13 protein-coding genes are annotated in these 18,784 nt (G+C 59.8%); 10 read left to right on the top strand and 3 right to left on the bottom strand.

From position 1 onward, the window contains the following. Positions 1 to 186 precede the first annotated feature (186 nt). The 3 genes from AEQ67_RS21725 to aceE form a co-directional block, all read right to left on the bottom strand. A complete protein-coding gene (locus tag AEQ67_RS21725; protein ID WP_059405875.1) occupies positions 187 to 1,578 on the bottom strand; it encodes an alkaline phosphatase D family protein in 1,392 nt (463 codons plus the stop codon). 266 nt (positions 1,579 to 1,844) lie between these two features. Then, a complete protein-coding gene (gene aceF, locus AEQ67_RS21720) occupies positions 1,845 to 3,821 on the bottom strand; it encodes a dihydrolipoyllysine-residue acetyltransferase (RefSeq protein ID WP_059405874.1) in 1,977 nt (658 codons plus the stop codon). A gap of 11 nt (positions 3,822 to 3,832) precedes the next feature. Further along, positions 3,833 to 6,478, bottom strand: a complete 2,646-nt coding sequence (gene aceE, locus AEQ67_RS21715; RefSeq protein WP_059405873.1) for a pyruvate dehydrogenase (acetyl-transferring), homodimeric type — start codon at positions 6,476 to 6,478, stop codon at positions 3,833 to 3,835. Positions 6,479 to 6,861: 383 nt separating this feature from the next. Between aceE and glnE the strand changes: the two genes are divergently transcribed. The 10 genes from glnE to AEQ67_RS21665 all read left to right on the top strand — a co-directional run bounded on the left by glnE (position 6,862) and on the right by AEQ67_RS21665 (position 18,634). Further along, positions 6,862 to 9,801 carry a bifunctional [glutamate--ammonia ligase]-adenylyl-L-tyrosine phosphorylase/[glutamate--ammonia-ligase] adenylyltransferase gene (gene glnE / locus AEQ67_RS21710; RefSeq protein WP_059405872.1) on the top strand — a complete coding sequence of 980 codons (2,940 nt, stop codon included), beginning with the start codon at positions 6,862 to 6,864 and terminating at the stop codon, positions 9,799 to 9,801. 350 nt (positions 9,802 to 10,151) lie between these two features. Next, on the top strand, positions 10,152 to 11,186 hold the full coding sequence (gene waaF, locus AEQ67_RS21705; RefSeq protein ID WP_059405871.1) for a lipopolysaccharide heptosyltransferase II: 1,035 nt from the start codon (positions 10,152 to 10,154) through the stop codon (positions 11,184 to 11,186). 1 nt (position 11,187) lies between these two features. Then, on the top strand, positions 11,188 to 12,249 hold the full coding sequence (gene waaC, locus AEQ67_RS21700; RefSeq protein ID WP_059405870.1) for a lipopolysaccharide heptosyltransferase I: 1,062 nt from the start codon (positions 11,188 to 11,190) through the stop codon (positions 12,247 to 12,249). After that, positions 12,249 to 13,370, top strand: a complete 1,122-nt coding sequence (locus AEQ67_RS21695; protein WP_059405869.1) for a glycosyltransferase family 4 protein — start codon at positions 12,249 to 12,251, stop codon at positions 13,368 to 13,370. Before waaC ends, AEQ67_RS21695 begins: the two co-directional genes overlap by 1 nt. Beyond that, complete coding sequence (gene rfaP, locus AEQ67_RS21690) at positions 13,370 to 14,176, top strand: lipopolysaccharide core heptose(I) kinase RfaP (RefSeq protein WP_059405868.1); 807 nt, start codon at positions 13,370 to 13,372, stop codon at positions 14,174 to 14,176. Before AEQ67_RS21695 ends, rfaP begins: the two co-directional genes overlap by 1 nt. Then, complete coding sequence (locus tag AEQ67_RS21685) at positions 14,176 to 14,910, top strand: lipopolysaccharide kinase InaA family protein (protein ID WP_059405867.1); 735 nt, start codon at positions 14,176 to 14,178, stop codon at positions 14,908 to 14,910. The genes rfaP and AEQ67_RS21685 overlap by 1 nt, the downstream gene beginning before the upstream one ends. Next, positions 14,907 to 15,659 (top strand): lipopolysaccharide kinase InaA family protein, encoded by a 753-nt coding sequence (locus tag AEQ67_RS21680; protein WP_059405866.1) that lies wholly within the window; start codon positions 14,907 to 14,909, stop codon positions 15,657 to 15,659. The genes AEQ67_RS21685 and AEQ67_RS21680 overlap by 4 nt, the downstream gene beginning before the upstream one ends. After that, the gene (locus tag AEQ67_RS21675) at positions 15,659 to 17,110 is read left to right on the top strand and encodes a lipopolysaccharide kinase InaA family protein (RefSeq protein ID WP_059405865.1); all 1,452 of its coding nucleotides are present in this window, start codon (positions 15,659 to 15,661) and stop codon (positions 17,108 to 17,110) included. Before AEQ67_RS21680 ends, AEQ67_RS21675 begins: the two co-directional genes overlap by 1 nt. 239 nt (positions 17,111 to 17,349) lie before the next feature. Then, positions 17,350 to 17,685 carry a YceK/YidQ family lipoprotein gene (locus tag AEQ67_RS21670; protein WP_059405888.1) on the top strand — a complete coding sequence of 112 codons (336 nt, stop codon included), beginning with the start codon at positions 17,350 to 17,352 and terminating at the stop codon, positions 17,683 to 17,685. A 70-nt stretch (positions 17,686 to 17,755) separates the two neighbouring features. After that, positions 17,756 to 18,634, top strand: coding sequence for a DUF3800 domain-containing protein (locus tag AEQ67_RS21665; protein ID WP_059405864.1), 879 nt, complete (start codon positions 17,756 to 17,758; stop codon positions 18,632 to 18,634). The last annotated feature ends 150 nt before the right edge of the window (positions 18,635 to 18,784 follow it).

Here is an 18,784-nt window from a genome sequence, read left to right as displayed (position 1 = left end):
CTGACTGACAAGAGACATGAAGGCCAAGTGCTATAAGAATATGTCGGCAGGAGAGAGGATTTCTCCAGCCGATGGCCAAAAAGTAATGTTTTGTAGGCGCGAGCTTGCTCGCGATGGACTTGAAAGCGCCGCGATTATTCAGGAAGAACGCGTTATCGTTAACGTCCTTCGCGAGCGAGCTCGCTCCTACAGTTTTATCTGGATCGATTGCAGCAACTTGCCCTTCCGGTCGTGATAACGGACGGAAATATGCTCGGCTTCGACGATCAGGTGGGCAAAGTTGTCTTCGCTGATGACCGCGCTGGTCAGTTCATGCCGATAGTCGCCCGCCGCGGTTTTGGCCAACGGTTGATCGAGGATGAAGGTGGAGGCCTTGGCATACGGCAGCAGTTTGCTGTTGCACAGCGGCGACGAAACGATGGTGTGGACTTCGAAGTCCGGGTCTTCGCTGTGTGTCAGTCGACTGGTCAATGAGCCGTGGACATCGCCGGAGACGAAGACGACGTTCTTGATGCGGTGCGTGCGAATCGTCTCCAGCAGACGTAGCCGTTGCTCGGGAAAGGCCTTCCAGGCGTCATCGCCCAGGCGTTTGCGGTCGGGGTAGAACATCACGCTGGTGACCACGAATTTGACCCGGGCCGGGCTGTGTATCAGCCATTTGCACAGGGCTTGTTCCTGTTCTTCGTCGAGGATGCGACGGTTATCGGCTGACAGGTTGCGCCGGGTCCGGCTGTCGGTGACAAACCATTCGATATCGCCTTCGGCGAATTGATACCAATAGCGATGCAAATCCCTGCTGACGTGTCCGCTGGCCAGAAGCTCATGGGCCGGGCTGTGGCTGGCTTGATAAAGCTCATACGCCGCCAGGGCATTTTTGTATAAATAAGAATCGGACTTACTTTTGTTGTCAGGCCAGTTATCTTCGATTTCATGATCATCGAGGATCATGTAAGTCGGCACGCTGGACATCAACTTTGCGATATGGGGTTGGGAAAAAGCTGTGCGGTACTTGTTGAGTATTTCGCTGTACTCCCGGTCGGGAGCAATGAAGTTCAGGTCATCGATATAGACTTGGTCTCCGGTCATCAGCATGGCGCTGATCGGGGGTTCGGCATGCTGCGCCAAATGGGTGATGGCGGCAAAAATCCGGTCGCCGTGACGCGGGGAGGCCGGCACGCCGCCGGTCATCCGCAAGTATCGACATGAGCCAACGATGTAGGCCCGTGGCGTGGCGTGTTGGCTGGACTGCGTGCGAAAGCGGTAAGGGTCCCGCGGCCATTGCAACGGCAGTTCCTGCACCGACTCAACGGTATGCACCGGGCTCATCGGACTGAACCAGCCGGCCTGGTATTCGTATTCAGTATCGGGTGTCAGGTCATTGAGGGTAATCACATCGCTCATGTCGCGCACATTCGTCAGTTGTGCAAAAACGCCTTTTGACCAACGCTCGTTACCGAACGGTCGATAACGAATGCCCGCAAATACCAAAGCGTCTTTATGTAATTCGCCACGCAAGAAGATACGCGCGTGGTTAGTTGTGGTGTGGCCAATAATCGGCCCGACTGTAGGTTTTAACATGTTCGAATCCATTCGAAGTAATGCCAGCTAAATAAATAGTGCTCCCAAAAGATCTATTAATCTTTGAACTAAGCCTAGTTATTAGTCCGCAAAAAATACTGCGCAGAAGTGGACTCGAGTTGTGGCCGATGTCAGCCGAGCATGTAGGAAGTGGCTTTGTTCAAGGCAAAAAAAGCCCCGCCAAATTGGCGGGGTTGAGGTACGAGCGTGGCGCTCGGAAAACGTCGAACGCGACTGGCCCTCCGGTGAAGGAGGGCCGGCCGGGGTTACAGCAGGATGGTGCGGATGTCCGCCAGCAGGTCGCTCAGGCGCTTGGTGAAGCGTGCAGCAGCGGCGCCGTTGATCACACGGTGATCGTAGGACAGCGACAGTGGCAGCATCAGCTTCGGCTGGAAGGCTTTGCCGTCCCAGACTGGCTGGATGGTTGCCTTGGTAACACCGAGGATCGCCACTTCCGGCGCGTTGACGATCGGCGTGAAGCCGGTGCCGCCGATGTGGCCGAGGCTGGAAATGGTGAAGCAGGCGCCTTGCATGTCGTCCGCGGTGAGGTTTTTGTCGCGCGCTTTGGCTGCCAGTACGGCGGCTTCGGCGGCCAGTTGCAACAGGCTCTTCTGGTCGACGTTTTTGATGACCGGCACGAGCAGGCCTTCAGGCGTGTCGACGGCGAAGCCGATGTTCACGTACTTCTTGCGGATGATCGCCTTGCCGCTTGGTGCCAGCGAACTGTTGAAGTCCGGCAGTTCCTTGAGCAGGTGCGCGCAGGATTTGAGCAGCAGCGGCAGGATGGTCAGCTTGACGCCGGCCTTCTCTGCAACGGCTTTCTGAGCGATACGGAACGCTTCCAGGTCGGTGATATCAGCCGAATCGAACTGAGTCACGTGCGGGATGTTCAACCAGCTGCGGTGCAGGCTCGACGCGCCGATTTGCATCAGGCGAGTCATCGGCACTTCTTCGGTTTCACCGAAGCGGCTGAAGTCCACGACCGGAATCGGCGGGATGCCCGCGCCACCGGTTGCGCCAGCAGCGGCGGCCGGTGCTTCCTTGGCCTTCTGCATCATGGCTTTGACGTAAACCTGCACGTCTTCTTTCAAGATGCGACCGTGCGGACCGCTTGCGCCGACTGCGTTCAGCTCGACACCGAATTCACGGGCCAGTTGGCGAACAGCCGGGCCGGCGTGAACCTTGGCGCCAGGCTTGGCTGGAGCAGCAACAGGTGCGGCCGGTGCCGGAGCAGCGGGTGCAGCGGCGGCTGGAGCCGGGGCGCCCGGTGCGGCAGCCGCAGCGGCCGGAGCCGGGGCCGCAGCCGGGGCAGCGCCTTTGGCTTTCAGCTTCAGGATCAGGGCGCCAGTACCGGCTTCGTCATCCAGCTTGATGGAAATGCTTTCCACCACGCCAGCGGCAGGCGATGGAATTTCCATGCTCGCCTTGTCGGATTCCAGGGTGATCAGCGACTGGTCGGCTTCAACGGTGTCGCCGGCCTTGACCAGGACTTCGATGATCTTGGCCTTGCCTGCCGAACCGATGTCCGGGACGTGAATGTCCTGAACAGTGTCAGCAGCCGGTGCAGCCGGAGCCGCAGCGGCAGGTGCCGCGGCAGCAGGCGCAGCAGCCTGAGCTGGCGCAGCAGCAGCAGCCGGTGCCGCAGCACCTGCCACTTCCAGGTCCAGGATCAGGTCGCCAGTGCCGACTTCGTCGTTGAGCTTGACGCTGATGCTCTTGACCACGCCAGCGGCAGGCGAAGGAATTTCCATGCTGGCCTTGTCGGATTCCAGGGTGATCAGCGACTGGTCAGCCTCGACGGTGTCGCCGACCTTGACCTGGATCTCGATGATCTGGGCCTTGCCCGCAGAGCCGATATCCGGCACGTGCACTTGCTGAACCGAAGCGGCAGCAGGCGCAGCAGCTGGCGCGGGAGCAGCGGCGGCAGGAGCAGCGGCCGGTTTTGCTTCAGCTTTGGCAGCTGGCGCAGCGGCAGCCGCAGGGGACGGTGCGGAGGTCGGGGCAGCGGCACCTTCGACTTCCAGCTCCAGCAGTTCGTCGCCTTCTTTCAGGCGATCGCCCAGCTTCACTTTGATGCTCTTGACGACGCCGGCCTTGGGAGCAGGAATTTCCATGCTCGCCTTGTCCGACTCAAGCGTCAGGATGCTCTGGTCGGCTTCGACACGGTCGCCGACCTTCACAAATAGTTCGATTACTTCACCTTCACCGCTGCCGATGTCAGGTACGCGAATGAGTTCGCTCACAGAGTGTCTCCTCAGCAGTCCAGTGGGTTGCGTTTTTCCGGGTTGATCCCGAACTTGGCGATGGCTTCAGAGACCACCTTAGGTTCGATATCACCACGGTCAGCCAAGGCTTCCAGGGCTGCCAACACCACGAAATGACGGTCGACTTCGAAGAAGTGACGCAGCTTCTTGCGGCTGTCACTGCGGCCGAAACCGTCGGTGCCCAGGACTTTGAATTCCTTGGACGGGACCCACTGACGAATTTGCTCAGCGAACAGCTTCATGTAGTCGGTAGAGGCAATGACCGGACCTTTACGGCCGTTCAGGCACTCTTCGACGTAGCTCAGTTTAGGCTTCTGGCCCGGGTGCAGACGGTTGCTGCGCTCAACGGCCAGGCCGTCGCGACGCAGTTCGTTGAAGCTGGTAACGCTCCACACGTCAGCGCCGACGTTGAACTCTTCACGCAGGATCTTCGCCGCTTCACGGACTTCACGCAGGATGGTGCCGGAGCCCATCAGCTGAACGTGGTGCGCCGCTTCGCGGGTGTCTTCCTCGAGCAGGTACATGCCCTTGATGATGCCTTCCTGGGCGCCGGCCGGCATGGCTGGCTGCTGGTAGGACTCGTTCATCACGGTGATGTAGTAGAAAACGTCCTGCTGCTCTTCGGTCATCTTCTTCATGCCGTCCTGAATGATCACCGCCAGCTCGTAGCCGTAGGTTGGATCAAAAGTGCGGCAGTTCGGGATGGTGGCAGCCAGGATGTGGCTGTGACCGTCTTCGTGTTGCAGGCCTTCGCCGTTCAGCGTGGTCCGGCCGGCGGTGCCGCCGATCAGGAAGCCACGGGTGCGGCTGTCGCCAGCGGCCCAGGCGAGGTCGCCGATACGCTGGAAGCCGAACATCGAGTAGAAGATGTAGAACGGCAGCATTGGCTGGTTGTGGCTGGAGTACGAAGTACCGGCAGCGATGAAGGAGCTCATGGCGCCCGCTTCGTTGATGCCTTCTTCGAGGATCTGGCCCTTCTTGTCTTCCTTGTAGAACATCACCTGGTCTTTATCGACTGGCTCGTAGAGCTGGCCGACGGACGAGTAGATGCCCAACTGGCGGAACATGCCTTCCATACCGAAGGTACGGGCTTCGTCCGGGATGATCGGAACGATGCGCGGGCCGATTTCCTTGTCCTTGACCAGTTGCGCGAGGATCCGCACGAACGCCATGGTGGTGGAAATTTCACGGTCGCCCGAGCCGTCCAGGATGGCCTTGAGGGTATCGAGCGACGGGGTCGGCACGCTGAAGCTTTTTGCGCGACGCTGTGGCACGAAGCCGCCCAGTGCAGTGCGACGCTCGCTCAGGTAGCGGGCTTCGGCGCTGTTTGGTTCTGGCTTGAAGAACGGCAGGTTTTCCAGCTCTTCGTCGCGCACTGGAATGTCGAAACGATCGCGGAACAGCTTCAGGCTTTCAACATCAACCTTCTTGGTGTTGTGCGCGGTGTTCTTCGCTTCGCCGGCACCGGTGCCATAACCCTTGATGGTCTTGGCCAGGATGACAGTCGGTTGTTCTTTGTGGTTGACCGCTTCGTGGTACGCCGCGTAGACCTTGTACGGGTCGTGGCCGCCACGGTTGAGTTTCCAGATCTCGTCGTCGGACAGATCAGCAACCATTGCCTTGAGTTCTGGCGAGTTGAAGAAGTGCTCACGCACGAACGCGCCGTCTTTGGCTTTGTAGTTCTGGTACTCGCCGTCGATGACTTCGTCCATGCGACGTTGCAGGATGCCGTCGACGTCTTTGGCCAGCAGTGGGTCCCAGAAACGGCCCCAGATGACTTTGGTCACGTTCCACTGAGCACCACGGAACACGCCTTCGAGTTCCTGGATGATCTTGCCGTTGCCGCGAACCGGGCCATCGAGGCGCTGCAGGTTGCAGTTGATGACGAAGATCAGGTTGTCGAGCTTCTCGCGGCCAGCCAGCGAGATCGCGCCCAGGGATTCGGGTTCGTCGCACTCGCCGTCGCCCAGGAAGCACCAGACTTTTTGCTTGCCTTCCGGGATGAAGCCACGGGCTTCCAGGTACTTCATGAAACGTGCCTGGTAAATCGCCTGGATCGGGCCCAGACCCATGGATACGGTCGGGAACTGCCAGAAATCAGGCATCAGCCAAGGGTGCGGATAGGACGACAAGCCCTGGCCGTCGACTTCCTGGCGGAAGTTGTTCATCTGGTCTTCGGTGATGCGGCCTTCCATGAACGCACGGGCGTAAACGCCTGGCGAGGTGTGGCCCTGGAAGTAGATCAGGTCGCCGCCGTGTTCGTCGGTCGGGGCCTGGAAAAAGTAGTTGAAGCCGATGTCATACAGGGTTGCACTGGAGGCGAAGCTGGAGATGTGACCGCCCAGGTCAGAATCTTTCAGGTTCGTACGCATCACCATAGCCATCGCGTTCCAGCGTACCAACGAGCGAATGCGGCGTTCCATGAACAGGTCGCCAGGCATGCGTGCTTCGTGGGTAACGGGAATGGTGTTGCGATATGGCGTGGTGATGGCGTAAGGCAATTGCGAACCGCTGCGGGTTGCGAGTTCGCCCATACGGGTCATCAGATAGTGAGCACGGTCTTCGCCTTCTTTGTCGAGAACCGATTCCAGGGCGTCCAGCCATTCCTGGGTTTCGACGGGATCGAGGTCTTGCATGGCTTGCTCCAGGGCGGAAAGGCTTCCAGAATCGGTTGCCTGAGTTTGCGACTGGCCTTGTGGGCAGACGATATAAATTCTTGGATTGCCGAGAGGTTGTTCCGGCGGCGTGTAGTTTTACTACAAATCTTCGGGCATTTCAGCCTTTCGAATGTATATACGAGTAGTAAAACTACAGATGAGCGGCTTGTGGCCTCCAGCTGCGTTGTGAGAATAATCGTTAAGGTTGGTCTTTTGCCAACCAGAAAAGGTGAAAGCTTGATGCTGTCTGCCAAAAATAGAGAAATTTCAGCTATTTCTAACCTTTGTTCGACAGTCGATCACGTAGTGCTTTTTGCAGAATCACTACATGCAGCCCTCTATACGCCGATCAAGGATAGACCATGAGCCTCCCTTCGCTTGCCCAACTGCCCGGCATTCTCCTGCCGTTTGTCACCCGTGCCGAGCAGTCGTTCCGCGCAGCGGTCGCGGCGCTTGAGGATGACCATGGCCTGTCCAGCTGGACGCCTGAACGCTGGGCGCAATTCGCCCGCGTCACTGCTGCCAGCGACTTCGTGATTGAACAGAGTGTGCGTGACCCTTTGATGCTGCTTGCGCTGGTGCAGTCCGGCGAACTGGACCGCAGCTTTGCGCCCGACGAGTTGTGCGCACAGATTGCCGCTGCGGTAAGCACGGCAGAAACCGACGACGAGCTCGGTCGGGCTCTGCGTCGCCAGCGCGCACGCCACCAGGTGCGGATCATCTGGCGCGACCTGACCCGCCAGGCCGACCTGGTACAGACCTGCCGCGACCTCTCGGACATGGCCGATGCGAGCATCGATCAGGCCTATCAGTGGTTGTATTCGCGGCATTGCCAACAGTTCGGCGTGCCCACTGGCCGGCGTAGCGGCGAGCCGCAGCAAATGGTCATCCTCGGCATGGGCAAGCTCGGCGCGGTCGAGCTGAATCTTTCGTCGGACATCGACCTGATTTTCGCGTACCCCGAGGGCGGCGAAACCGTCGGTGTGAAACGCTCGCTGGATAACCAGGAATTTTTCATTCGCCTCGGCCAGCGCCTGATCAAGGCACTGGACCCGATGACCGTCGATGGCTTTGTGTTTCGCGTCGACATGCGCTTGCGGCCGTACGGTTCGGCCGGCGCGTTGGTGCTGAGCTTCAACGCGCTGGAGCAGTATTACCAGGATCAGGGCCGTGACTGGGAACGCTACGCGATGATCAAGTCGCGGGTGGTGGCCGGCGATCAAGTGGCTGGCGCGCAACTGCAAGAAATGCTGCGGCCATTCGTCTACCGGCGTTACCTGGACTTCTCGGCCATTGAAGCGCTGCGCACCATGAAGCAGCTGATCCAGCAGGAAGTCCGGCGCAAGGGCATGGCCGATAACATCAAGCTCGGCTCCGGTGGCATTCGTGAGGTTGAGTTTATCGCCCAGGCCTTCCAGCTGATTCACGGTGGTCGTGACCTGAGTTTGCAGCAACGTCCTTTATTAAAAGTGCTGAGCACGCTCGAAGGTCAGGGTTACCTGCCGCCGGCGGTGATCAGCGAGTTGCGCGAAGGCTACGAATTCCTGCGTTACACCGAACACGCCATCCAGGCCATAGCCGACCGCCAGACACAGATGCTGCCGGACGGCGCTCAGGATCAGGCGCGCATTGCCTTTATGTTGGGTTTTGATGATTGGGCGGCGTTCCATGAACGGCTGATGTATTGGCGCGGTCGCGTGGCGTGGCACTTCGGCCAGGTGATTGCCGATCCCGATGAAGAGGAAGGCAGCGAAAGCGAAGTGGTGGTGGGCGGTGAATGGCTGCCGCTGTGGGAAGAGGCGCAGGACGAAGAGGCCGCGTGTCGTCAGTTGGCGGAGGGCGGTTTCGCTGATGCCAGCAAAGCGCTGAAAGCCTTGGCGAGCTTGCGCGGCAGCCCGCAACTGCGCGCCATGCAGCGACTGGGGCGCGAACGCCTTGATGCCTTTATTCCGCGTTTGCTGGCGCAAGCCGTGGAGCACGCCAACCCCGATCTGGTGCTGGAGCGCGTGCTGCCACTGGTTGAAGCGGTGGCCCGTCGTTCTGCATACCTGGTGTTGCTGACCGAGAACCCCGGCGCGCTGCGACGCTTGCTGACCTTGTGCGCCGCGAGTCCGTGGATCGCCGAGCAGATCACCCGCTTCCCGCTGCTGCTCGACGAATTGCTCAACGAAGGCCGCTTGTTCAAGCCGCCGCTGGCGCCGGAACTGGCCGCCGAGTTGCGCGAGCGTTTGACGCGGATTCCCGAGGACGATCTTGAGCAGCAGATGGAAGCCCTGCGCCATTTCAAACTGGCGCACCGCTTGCGGGTCGCCGCTTCGGAAATCGCCGGTAGCCTGCCGTTGATGAAAGTCAGCGATTACCTGACCTGGCTTGCTGAAGCGATCCTCGAGCAGGTCCTGGCCCTGGCCTGGCGCCAGACCGTGGCCAAATACGGCACGCCGCTGCGCACTGACGGCACTTTGTGCGATCCGGGCTTCATCATTGTCGGTTATGGGAAAGTCGGCGGTCTGGAACTCGGGCATGGTTCGGACCTGGATCTGGTGTTTATCCACGACGGTGATCCGCAGGCAGAAACCGATGGGCCGAAACCTATCGACGGCGCGCAATTTTTCACCCGGCTGGGGCAGCGGATCATTCACTTGCTCACGGCCCAGACCAACTCCGGTCAGCTATATGAAGTTGATATGCGCCTGCGACCGTCTGGTGCGTCGGGGTTGTTGGTGAGTTCGCTGGGGGCGTTTGCCCGGTATCAGGAAAACGAAGCCTGGACCTGGGAGCATCAGGCCCTGGTGCGGGCGCGGGTGCTGGTGGGCAGTCAGGACGTCGGCCAGGCGTTCGAGAAAGTTCGCGCGGCGATTTTGGGCAAGGCCCGGGATCTGCCGACCTTGCGTCAGGAGGTCAGCGAGATGCGTGCCAAGATGCGCGATAACCTCGGCAGCAAGAGCACCGCGGCCGGCACCGCGGCAAATGCCTTCGAGGCCACGGCGCCGTTCGATCTCAAGCAGGACGCCGGAGGTATCGTCGATATTGAATTTATGGTGCAATACGCGGCCCTGGCGTGGTCGCAAACGCACCCGTCATTGCTGCGCTGGACCGACAACATCCGCATTCTGGAAGAGTTGGAAAAGGCAGGGCTGATGCCCGTCGAAGACGCGAGCCTGTTGCGCGAGGCCTATAAAGCCTACCGCTCCGCCGCCCACCGACAGGCCTTGCAGAAGGACGCCGGGGTGATACCAGGCGACCAGTTCGCGGACGAACGACGGCAGGTATTGCGGATCTGGCGCGAACTGGGGCTAAGCTGAACTGGAAATTGAAACACCCAATACCCACTGTAGGAGCGAGCTTGCTCGCGATGAACCAGAGATCGGCGCGAGGTGTCAGGCTTGCCGCGTCATCGTTGACGACCATCGCGAGCAAGCTTGCTCCTACAGCAGCATTGCAGTGTTTTGTAGATTTAAGGCAGCAGGTTAGGCTGCACCAATACCCAGTGTGGGAGCGAGCCTGCTCGCGATGAGGCCGTCACATTCAACCTTTATGGTGACTGTCACGCAGCTATCGCGAGCAGGCTCGCTCCCACAGTAGATCTGCAGTGTTTTGTAGAATTCTCGAGGCGGGGAGGCGTATGCCTCCCCGGTTCGTTTTTGGAAACCACATGAAAATTCTGATCGTTGGGCCCAGCTGGGTCGGTGACATGGTGATGGCGCAGACACTGTTTCAGTGTCTGAAGCAACGCCACCCGCAATGCGAAATCGACGTGCTGGCCCCCGAGTGGAGCCGGCCGATTCTTGAGCGCATGCCCGAAGTGCGCCAGGCCTTGAGCTTTCCGCTCGGCCACGGCGTTCTCGAACTGGCGACGCGTCGGCGCATCGGTAAATCCCTGGCCGGCCAGTACGACCAGGCGATCCTGTTGCCCAACTCCCTGAAGTCGGCGCTGGTGCCGTTCTTCGCCGGCATCCCGAAGCGCACCGGCTGGCGCGGCGAGTTCCGCTACGGCCTGCTCAATGACGTGCGCACGCTGGATAAAGAACGCTATCCGCTGATGATCGAGCGTTTCATGGCCCTGGCTTACGAGCCTGGCGTTGATCTGCCGAAGCCGTACCCACGGCCAAGTCTGCAGATCGATCCGGTGACCCGCGAGGCGGCGCTCGCCAAGTTCGACCTGGCCCTCGATCGCCCAGTGTTGGCGCTGTGCCCCGGTGCCGAGTTTGGCGAATCCAAGCGCTGGCCGTCCGAGCATTACGCCAAGGTCGCCGAAGCGAAAATCCGCGAAGGCTGGCAAGTCTGGCTGTTCGGTTCGAAAAACGATCACGCCGTCGGCGAAGACATCCGCTCGCGATTGATTCCCGGTTTGCGTGAAGAATCGGTGAACCTCAGCGGCGGCACGTCCCTGGCCGAAGCCATCGACCTGATGTCCTGCGCCGACTCGGTGGTCTCCAACGATTCGGGCCTGATGCACGTCGCCGCCGCGCTGAATCGCCCATTGGTGGCGGTCTACGGCTCGACCTCGCCGGGCTTCACGCCACCGCTGGCCGAGCACGTCGAAGTCGTGCGCCTGGGCATCGAATGCAGCCCGTGCTTCGACCGCACGTGCCGCTTCGGTCATTACAACTGCCTGCGTCAGCTCATGCCGCAAGCGGTGAACGAAGCCTTGCAGCGGTTGCAGGGCACTGTGGTCGAGGTCAAATAGTTTGCGGGTTCTGCTGATCAAGACTTCTTCGCTGGGCGATGTGATTCACGCATTGCCGGCGTTGACCGACGCGGCGCGGGCAATCCCCGGCATCACGTTCGACTGGGTGGTGGAAGAAGGCTTCGCCGAAATCCCGACCTGGCACCCGGCCGTGGGCAAGGTGATTCCGGTGGCAATCCGTCGCTGGCGCAAGAACATCTGGCAAACCATCAAGAGTGGCGAGTGGAAGCGCTTCAAGCAAAGCGTTCGCGCGACGAAATACGATTTGGTGATCGACGCCCAGGGCCTGCTGAAAAGCGCCTTGCTGACCCGCTATGTCAAAGCCCCGGTGGCCGGCCTCGATAAGAGTTCTGCACGGGAGCCGATCGCCGCACGCTTCTATGATCGACGTCTGGCGGTGGCCCGTGGTCAGCACGCCGTCGAACGCGTGCGCCAATTGTTCGCCATCGCGCTGGGCTATGACCTGCCCAAAGGCCTGGGCGACTATGGCCTGAGCATCGATCGACTGGTGGAATTGCCACGCAAGAATCCTTACGTGCTGTTCCTGCACGGCACCACGTGGGACACCAAACACTGGCCTGAAGCTTACTGGCGCGAGCTGGCCGAGCGCGTCGGCTATCTGGGCGTCGGGGTCAAACTGCCGTGGGGCAACGCGATCGAGAAGGCCCGTGCCGAGCGCATCGCCAAAGACATGAAGCATGTCGAAGTGCTGCCCAAGCTGAACCTGGCGGGCGTCGGCAAAGTGCTGGCCGGCGCGCAAGCCTGCGTGGCGGTGGACACTGGCCTCGGTCATTTGGCCGCGGCACTCGACGTGCCGACGCTGTCGCTGTTCGGCCCAACCAACCCGGGCCTGACCGGCGCCTACGGCAAATCGCAGATTCACATCGCCAGCGATTTCCCCTGCGCGCCGTGTATGCAAAAGAAATGTACGTATCAACCGACGGCCGAAGATGCCCGTCGGTTCGACCTTAAGCGCGAGTGGCCCCTGTGCTTCACGCGTCTGAATCCCGAGCGTGTCGCGACCCGACTGAGCACGTTGTTACTGGCTGAGGAGCTGCGCTGATGCAATTGGCATTCGTCTTGTACAAGTACTTTCCATTCGGGGGCTTGCAGCGCGACTTCATGCGCATCGCCCTGGAATGCCAGGCGCGCGGCCACCAGATTCGCGTCTACACGCTGATCTGGGAAGGCGACATTCCGCCGGGTTTCGAAGTGTTGGTGGCGCCGGTCAAAGCGTTCTTCAACCATCGGCGCAACGAGAAACTCAGCGAGTGGATGGAGGCTGACCTGGCCAAGCGTCCCGTTGACCGCTTGATCGGCTTCAACAAGATGCCAGGCCTGGACGTCTACTACGCCGCGGATGGCTGCTTCGAAGACAAGGCGCAGAACCTGCGCAATTCGCTGTACCGACGCTGGGGCCGCTACCGGCACTTCGCCGAGTACGAGCGCGCGGTGTTCGCCAAGGACGCCAAGACCGAAGTGCTGATGATTTCCGAAGTCCAGCAGCCGCTGTTCATCAAGCATTACGACACCCCGCTGGAGCGCTTTCATCTGTTGCCGCCGGGCATCTCTCAGGACCGTCGCGCGCCGCCGAATGCCGCCGAGATTCGCGCCAAATTCCGCCGTGAATTCAAGCTGAAGGACGATGAGCTGTTGCTGGTGCAAATCGGCTCCGGGTTCAAGACCAAGGGCGTGGATCGCAGCCTCAAGGCATTGGCCGCATTGCCCGCCGATCTGAAGAAACGCACCCGGCTATTTGTAATTGGCCAGGACGACCCCAAATTATTCCAGATGCAGAGCGCCACATTGGGCCTCGGCGACAACGTGACGTTCCTCAAGGGCCGCAGCGATATCCCGCGTTTCCTGCTTGGCGCCGACCTGTTGATCCATCCGGCGTACAACGAAAACACCGGGACCGTGTTGCTCGAAGCGCTGGTGGCCGGGTTGCCGGTGCTGGTGAGCGCGGTCTGTGGTTACGCCCATTACATCGCCGAGGCCGACGCCGGCCTGGTGCTGGACGAACCTTTCGATCAGGCGCAACTGACGCAATACCTGACCGGCATGTTGAACGACGCTCAAGCACGGGCGGCCTGGAGCCGCAACGGTCTGGCTTTTGCCGAGACGGCCGACCTCTATAGCATGCCGCAGCACGCGGCGGATGTGATTCTGGCGGAGCACGCTTAATGAAGTTGATGCTGGCTGAACCGTTCAAGAGCCTCTGGGCCGGACGCGACCCGTTCGCCGAAGTCGAGGGCCTCAAGGGCGAGGTGTACCGTGAACTGGAAGCGCGCCGCACGTTGCGCACTGAAGTGAACGGCAATGGTTTCTTCGTGAAGATCCACCGTGGCGTCGGCTGGAGCGAAATCTTCAAGAACCTGCTCACCGCCAAGCTGCCGGTGCTCGGCGCGGGTCAGGAGTGGAAGGCCATTCAGCGCCTGCAAGAAGTCGGCGTGCCCACCATGACCGCCGTGGCGTACGGTGAAAAAGGCAGCAACCCGGCAGACCAGCACTCGTTCATCGTCACCGAAGAACTGGCACCTACCGTCAGCCTCGAAGACTTCAGCATCGACTGGGTCAAGCAACCGCCCGAGCCCAAGCTCAAGCGCGCCTTGATCGCCGAAGTCGCCCGCATGACCGGCATGATGCACCGCGCCGGGGTCAACCATCGTGATTGCTACATCTGCCACTTCCTGCTGCACACCGACAAACCGGTGACGGCCGACGACTTCAAGCTCTCGGTGATCGACCTGCACCGTGCCCAGACCCGCCCGGCGATCACTCAGCGCTGGCGCAACAAGGACCTGGCGGCGCTGTATTTTTCGGCGCTGGACATTGGCCTGACCCGTCGCGACAAACTGCGCTTCCTCAAGGATTACTTCCAGCAGCCGCTGCGCCAGATCCTGGCTGAAGAAGCGGCGCTGCTGGCCTGGCTCGAAGGCAAGGCCAACAAGCTCTACGATCGTAAACAGCGATACGGGGACGCGCTCTAATGCCGGGTTGGAGACTTGAGCCTGCTTACAGCGAGCTGGCAGAAGATTTCGGCAGCCTTGAAGCAGTGTTTGCGCTTCAAGGCGAGCGCCTGACCCGTGACCCGTTGTCCGAGGTCATTCGCGTCGAGCGCAATGGCGTCAACTATTACGTGAAACGCTACGTCGGCGCCGGCAAAGGCCTGCGCCGTTACCTCGGCAAGCCGCGGGTAAAAATGGAATGGCAAAACCTCAAGCGCTTTGCCAAGTGGGGCATTCCCACGGCTGAAGTGGTGGCTTGGGGGTTGGAGCGGCGCGGCGCGGCTTATGATCGCGGGGCGATGATCACCCGTGAATTGCCGCGTACCGAAGACTTGGCGGTCCTGGCCGAACGGCATGATCCGAAACTGGCGGACCGCGCCTGGGTCGACACCATCAGTCGACAACTGGCCGGCTACACCCGGACCATGCACGACCACCGCTTCACCCATAACGATTTGAAGTGGCGCAACCTGCTGATTGACGATGAGGCGCGGTTGTTCCTGATCGACTGCCCCAACGGCGATTTCTGGCGCGGCTTCTGGCTCAAGTACCGCATCACCAAGGACCTGGCGTGCCTCGACAAGGTCGCCAAGTATCACTTGTCGGCTACCCAGCGGTTGCGCTTCTACCTGCAATATCGCCAGCGGACCCGGCTCAATGCGGCCGACAAAAAACGCATTCGGCACGTGGTGAGATTTTTCGAGGGACGTGAATGACTGATTTTCTGGCGGCTGAAGACCGTGCGCTGCTTGAGCGTCACGGCCTCGGCACTTTCGACGCACTCTGGGCCAAGCAGCTCGACGCTGTGGATGAGCCCAACACGGGGCGCGGTGGCTGGAGCAGTGTGTTCCGGCTGGTGCTGGAAGGTCATGGCTACTACCTCAAGCGCCAAAGTAATTACCAGATGCGCACCTTGCACGCGCCGTTTGGCGAGCCCAGTTTTGCCCGCGAATTTCGCAACATCAGTCGCTATGAAAAGCTCGGCATTCCAGCGCTGAAGGCTGCGTTCTTTGGCGAGCGCAAGGTCGACGGCGAAGTCAGGGCTATCCTGCTGACCCGAGCCCTGGATGGCTGGGATGACCTCGATTCGTTGTTGCAGCGCTGGTCGGAGCTGAGCGCGGCGCAGCATTCGGCGGTTCTCAAGGCCTGTGGCCAACTGGCTCGACGCCTGCACGGCGCGCGTCAGGTTCACGGCTGCTTCTACCCCAAGCATATTTTTCTTCAGGCCACCGGCGACGGTTACCTGGCCCAGCTGATCGACCTGGAAAAGACCCGGCCATTGCTGTTCGGTCAGCGTGACCGGGTCAAGGATCTGGAACCGCTGCTGCGTCGCTCGCCCGAGTGGAGCGAAGCGCAGCTGCGTGAGTTGTTGGCCACGTATCTCGATCAATCGCCGGACAGTTCGCTGATCGACAGCTGGCTGGTGCGACTGACCGCTCGGCGCAGTCACAAGGAGACGCGCTGATGCGTTTGTCGGAGCTTAAAAACGCGGGCCGCAGCCCGAGCCTGCCACTGAGCATTTCCCTGGCCGATGCCGCCGGGCCTGCCGAGTTGCAGCTGCTCAGTCTGTTGCGGGTATTGCCCGGCCAGCGTTACGTCGGTGCCGGCGTCTGGCGCGGCCGGCCGGTGCTGGCCAAATTATTGGTCGGCAGCAAAGCGGCGCGGCATTTCCAGCGCGAGCGCAACGGTGTGCACTTGCTCGCCGATCAGGGCCTGACCACGCCACAGCTGTTGGCCGACGGCCTGAAGGACGGCGAGGGCGGCTGGTTGCTGTTCGAGTTCATCGAGGGCGCCGAAAGCCTCGGTGAAACCTGGAAACGGGTCGAGCATTTGCCGGTGCTGGCGGATATGCAAGGGGCTGTGCTGGCCGAGGCGCTGGGCGCTATCGGCCAAATGCATCGCAAGGGGCTCTGGCAGGAAGACCTGCACCTGGACAACCTCTTGCGCCAGCGCGGTCGGTTGTATCTGATCGATGGCGGCGGCGTCTGCTCCGAAACCCCCGGCCAGCCGCTGTCGCGGCAGAAAGTCCTGGAAAACCTCGGGGTGTTTTTTGCCCAGTTACCCAAATCGCTGGAACCGTTCACCGAAGAATTGCTGGTGTATTACCTGCTGAGCAACGGCGAACATGCCTTGCCGATGGAAGCGTTGCAGAAGCAGATCAACAAGGTCCGCAGCTGGCGTCTCAAGGACTACCTGATCAAGATCGGCCGCGAATGCACGCTGTTCAGCGTCCAGCGCGGCGCGTTCGGCTTGCGGGCGATTCGCCGCGAGGAAGCAGCGGCGATGCTGCCGGTGCTGGAACAGGCCGATGCCTTGCTCGATCAGGGCCACCTGTACAAGACCGGCGGCGCAGCCAGCGTCGGCAAGGTCGAGGTGGGCGGCCGTACGCTGGTGATCAAACGCTACAACATCAAAGGGTTCGCCCACTGGCTCAAACGCTTCTGGCGTCCGAGCCGTGCCTGGCATTCCTGGCGCGAAGGCAATCGTCTGGCGTTCCTCGGTATCGCCACGCCCAAGCCCCTGGCGTTGCTGGAGAAGCGTTTTCTGTGGCTGCGCAGTCGGGCTTACCTGATCACCGAGCACCTGACGGGGCCGGACATCATCGAGCGCTTTGCGCCGTACGTTGAGAGCGGCGCCGCGCCCGAGGCTGAATTGCTGGCGCTGGACCATTTGTTTGCGGAACTGATTGGCGAGCGGATCAGTCATGGCGATTTCAAGGGCCACAACCTGTTCTGGCAGGATGATCGCTGGGCGCTGATCGATCTGGATTCGATGTGTCAGCACGGCTCACTCAGCAGCTTCGCCCCGGCGTATGCGCGGGATCGGGCGCGGTTCATGCGTAACTGGCCTGAGAATAGCGCGTTGTATCAAGTGATCGATCAGCGACTTCCCAAAGACATCTCTAGCGCCGCCTGAATCGGACCTTCGGTCCTATCGCGGGCAAGCCCGCTCCCACAGTGGTTTTGGTTGTACATAAATCCGGTGTGCGACACACATCCCTGTGGGAGCGGGCTTGCCCGCGATGAGGCCGGAACAGTTGGCCGAGAATAGGGGACACGTTCTTATGAACCGTCCTACATGATCTTGAGAAGCCATGAACTGTGCCCTGAATAGCCACGATGCTAGCTTGCCGAGACGTTCTCGGAGGGCTGGTCTTGACTATACAAATGGCAATGACGTTGGGCGCTTTATCACTGGTTTTGGCAGGCTGCGGAACCGTCTCTACGGTGTTGCAGGATGACGCCGCCGCGGCGCAGGGGCTGCGAAAACAAAAAACCTATTGTCAGTCCATCCCTCGCGTTTACAGCGGTTTGGCCTACGACTTCTGCGTATTGAATGCGCCGCCGGACCCCACCGGCATTCTCGTGCCGTTCGTTCTACTGGATCTGGCCTTGTCGGGCCTCCTGGACACGGCAGTTTTGCCGTACACCCTTTATCGGCAGGGGGTCGATGGCAATATCGGCATTTACTGGCGGGCAGGCCGCGGCTAATTCTTTTGTATTCAGGCGTGTCAGTGATACACCTAAGTAGCTGGCTCGAATAACAAAGGATGAATAGTTCGTGTCGATCCCTATTTTCCCCTCTCAACAGTTTTTTCTTTTTGAAAACGAAAGCGAAAGTGAACCTGATGTTGAGGCAAAAAAGCCTTTACCTCCGAGCGGGAAGTACAGCGACTTTATAATTTATGTCGATGAGAGCGGCGATCATGGGATGCAAACGTTAGATCAAAACTATCCAGTGTTTGTGCTGGCCTTTTGCGTGTTTCATAAAAGGCATTACTGCGAGAAGGTTATTCCTGCCCTTCAGAAGTTTAAATTCAATCATATGGGGCATGACCTGATAGGTCTGCATGAGTTGGAGATCCGAAAAGAAAAGGGAGCGTTCTCTAGTCTATTCGTGTCCAGGCAGCACAAACACGCCTTCCTCGATGAGTTGACGGGCATCATCGAAGCCAGCAATTTCGTCCTGATCAGTTGCGTGATCGACAAAGCCGCTCTTCGCGAAAAACAAGGTCCTGTTCACAATCCTTATCACGTCGCTCTCGGCTTCTGTCTGGAAACTCTTTATGAATATTTACAGGAGAAGAATCAACAGTGCGCTTTGACACATGTGATTTTCGAGCGTCGAGGGAAGCGTGAGGATAATGAGCTAGAGCTGGAGTTTCGTCGCATGTGCGATGGCGCGAACCGATTGGGCATTCAATTGCCGTTCGACATCGTCTTTGCAACCAAACAAGTGAATTCCACGGGGTTACAGCTAGCGGACCTTGTTGCAAGACCCATCGGTATGAGCGTTTTGCGGTCAGGGCAAGAAAATCGTGCCTTTGACGTACTCAAACGTAAGTTTTACTGCAGTGGTGGATGTAATAATGTGGGAGAGGGTTTCGAAAATTGGGGTTTAAAGATTTTCCCTCTCTCAGAAAGCGAAAAGCCCCGGTGAAACTCACCGAGGCCGCAACGCCGACCGGGATCCCCCAGTCCATTTGCGCAGGAGTCTATGTCGAGGATCTTCGACTGTCAACGCGCAACCTCGCCACTTCCCGCTAGAGGTTTGCCGGAGCTTTTAAGCTATAATCCCGCCCTTTAGCTG

Origin of the sequence: Pseudomonas sp. RIT-PI-q, assembly GCF_001297125.1 — a bacterium.
Taxonomy (GTDB): Bacteria; Pseudomonadota; Gammaproteobacteria; order Pseudomonadales; family Pseudomonadaceae; genus Aquipseudomonas.
Note: the sequence above shows the minus strand (reverse complement) of the source record. Positions and strands in the feature narration are given on the sequence as shown.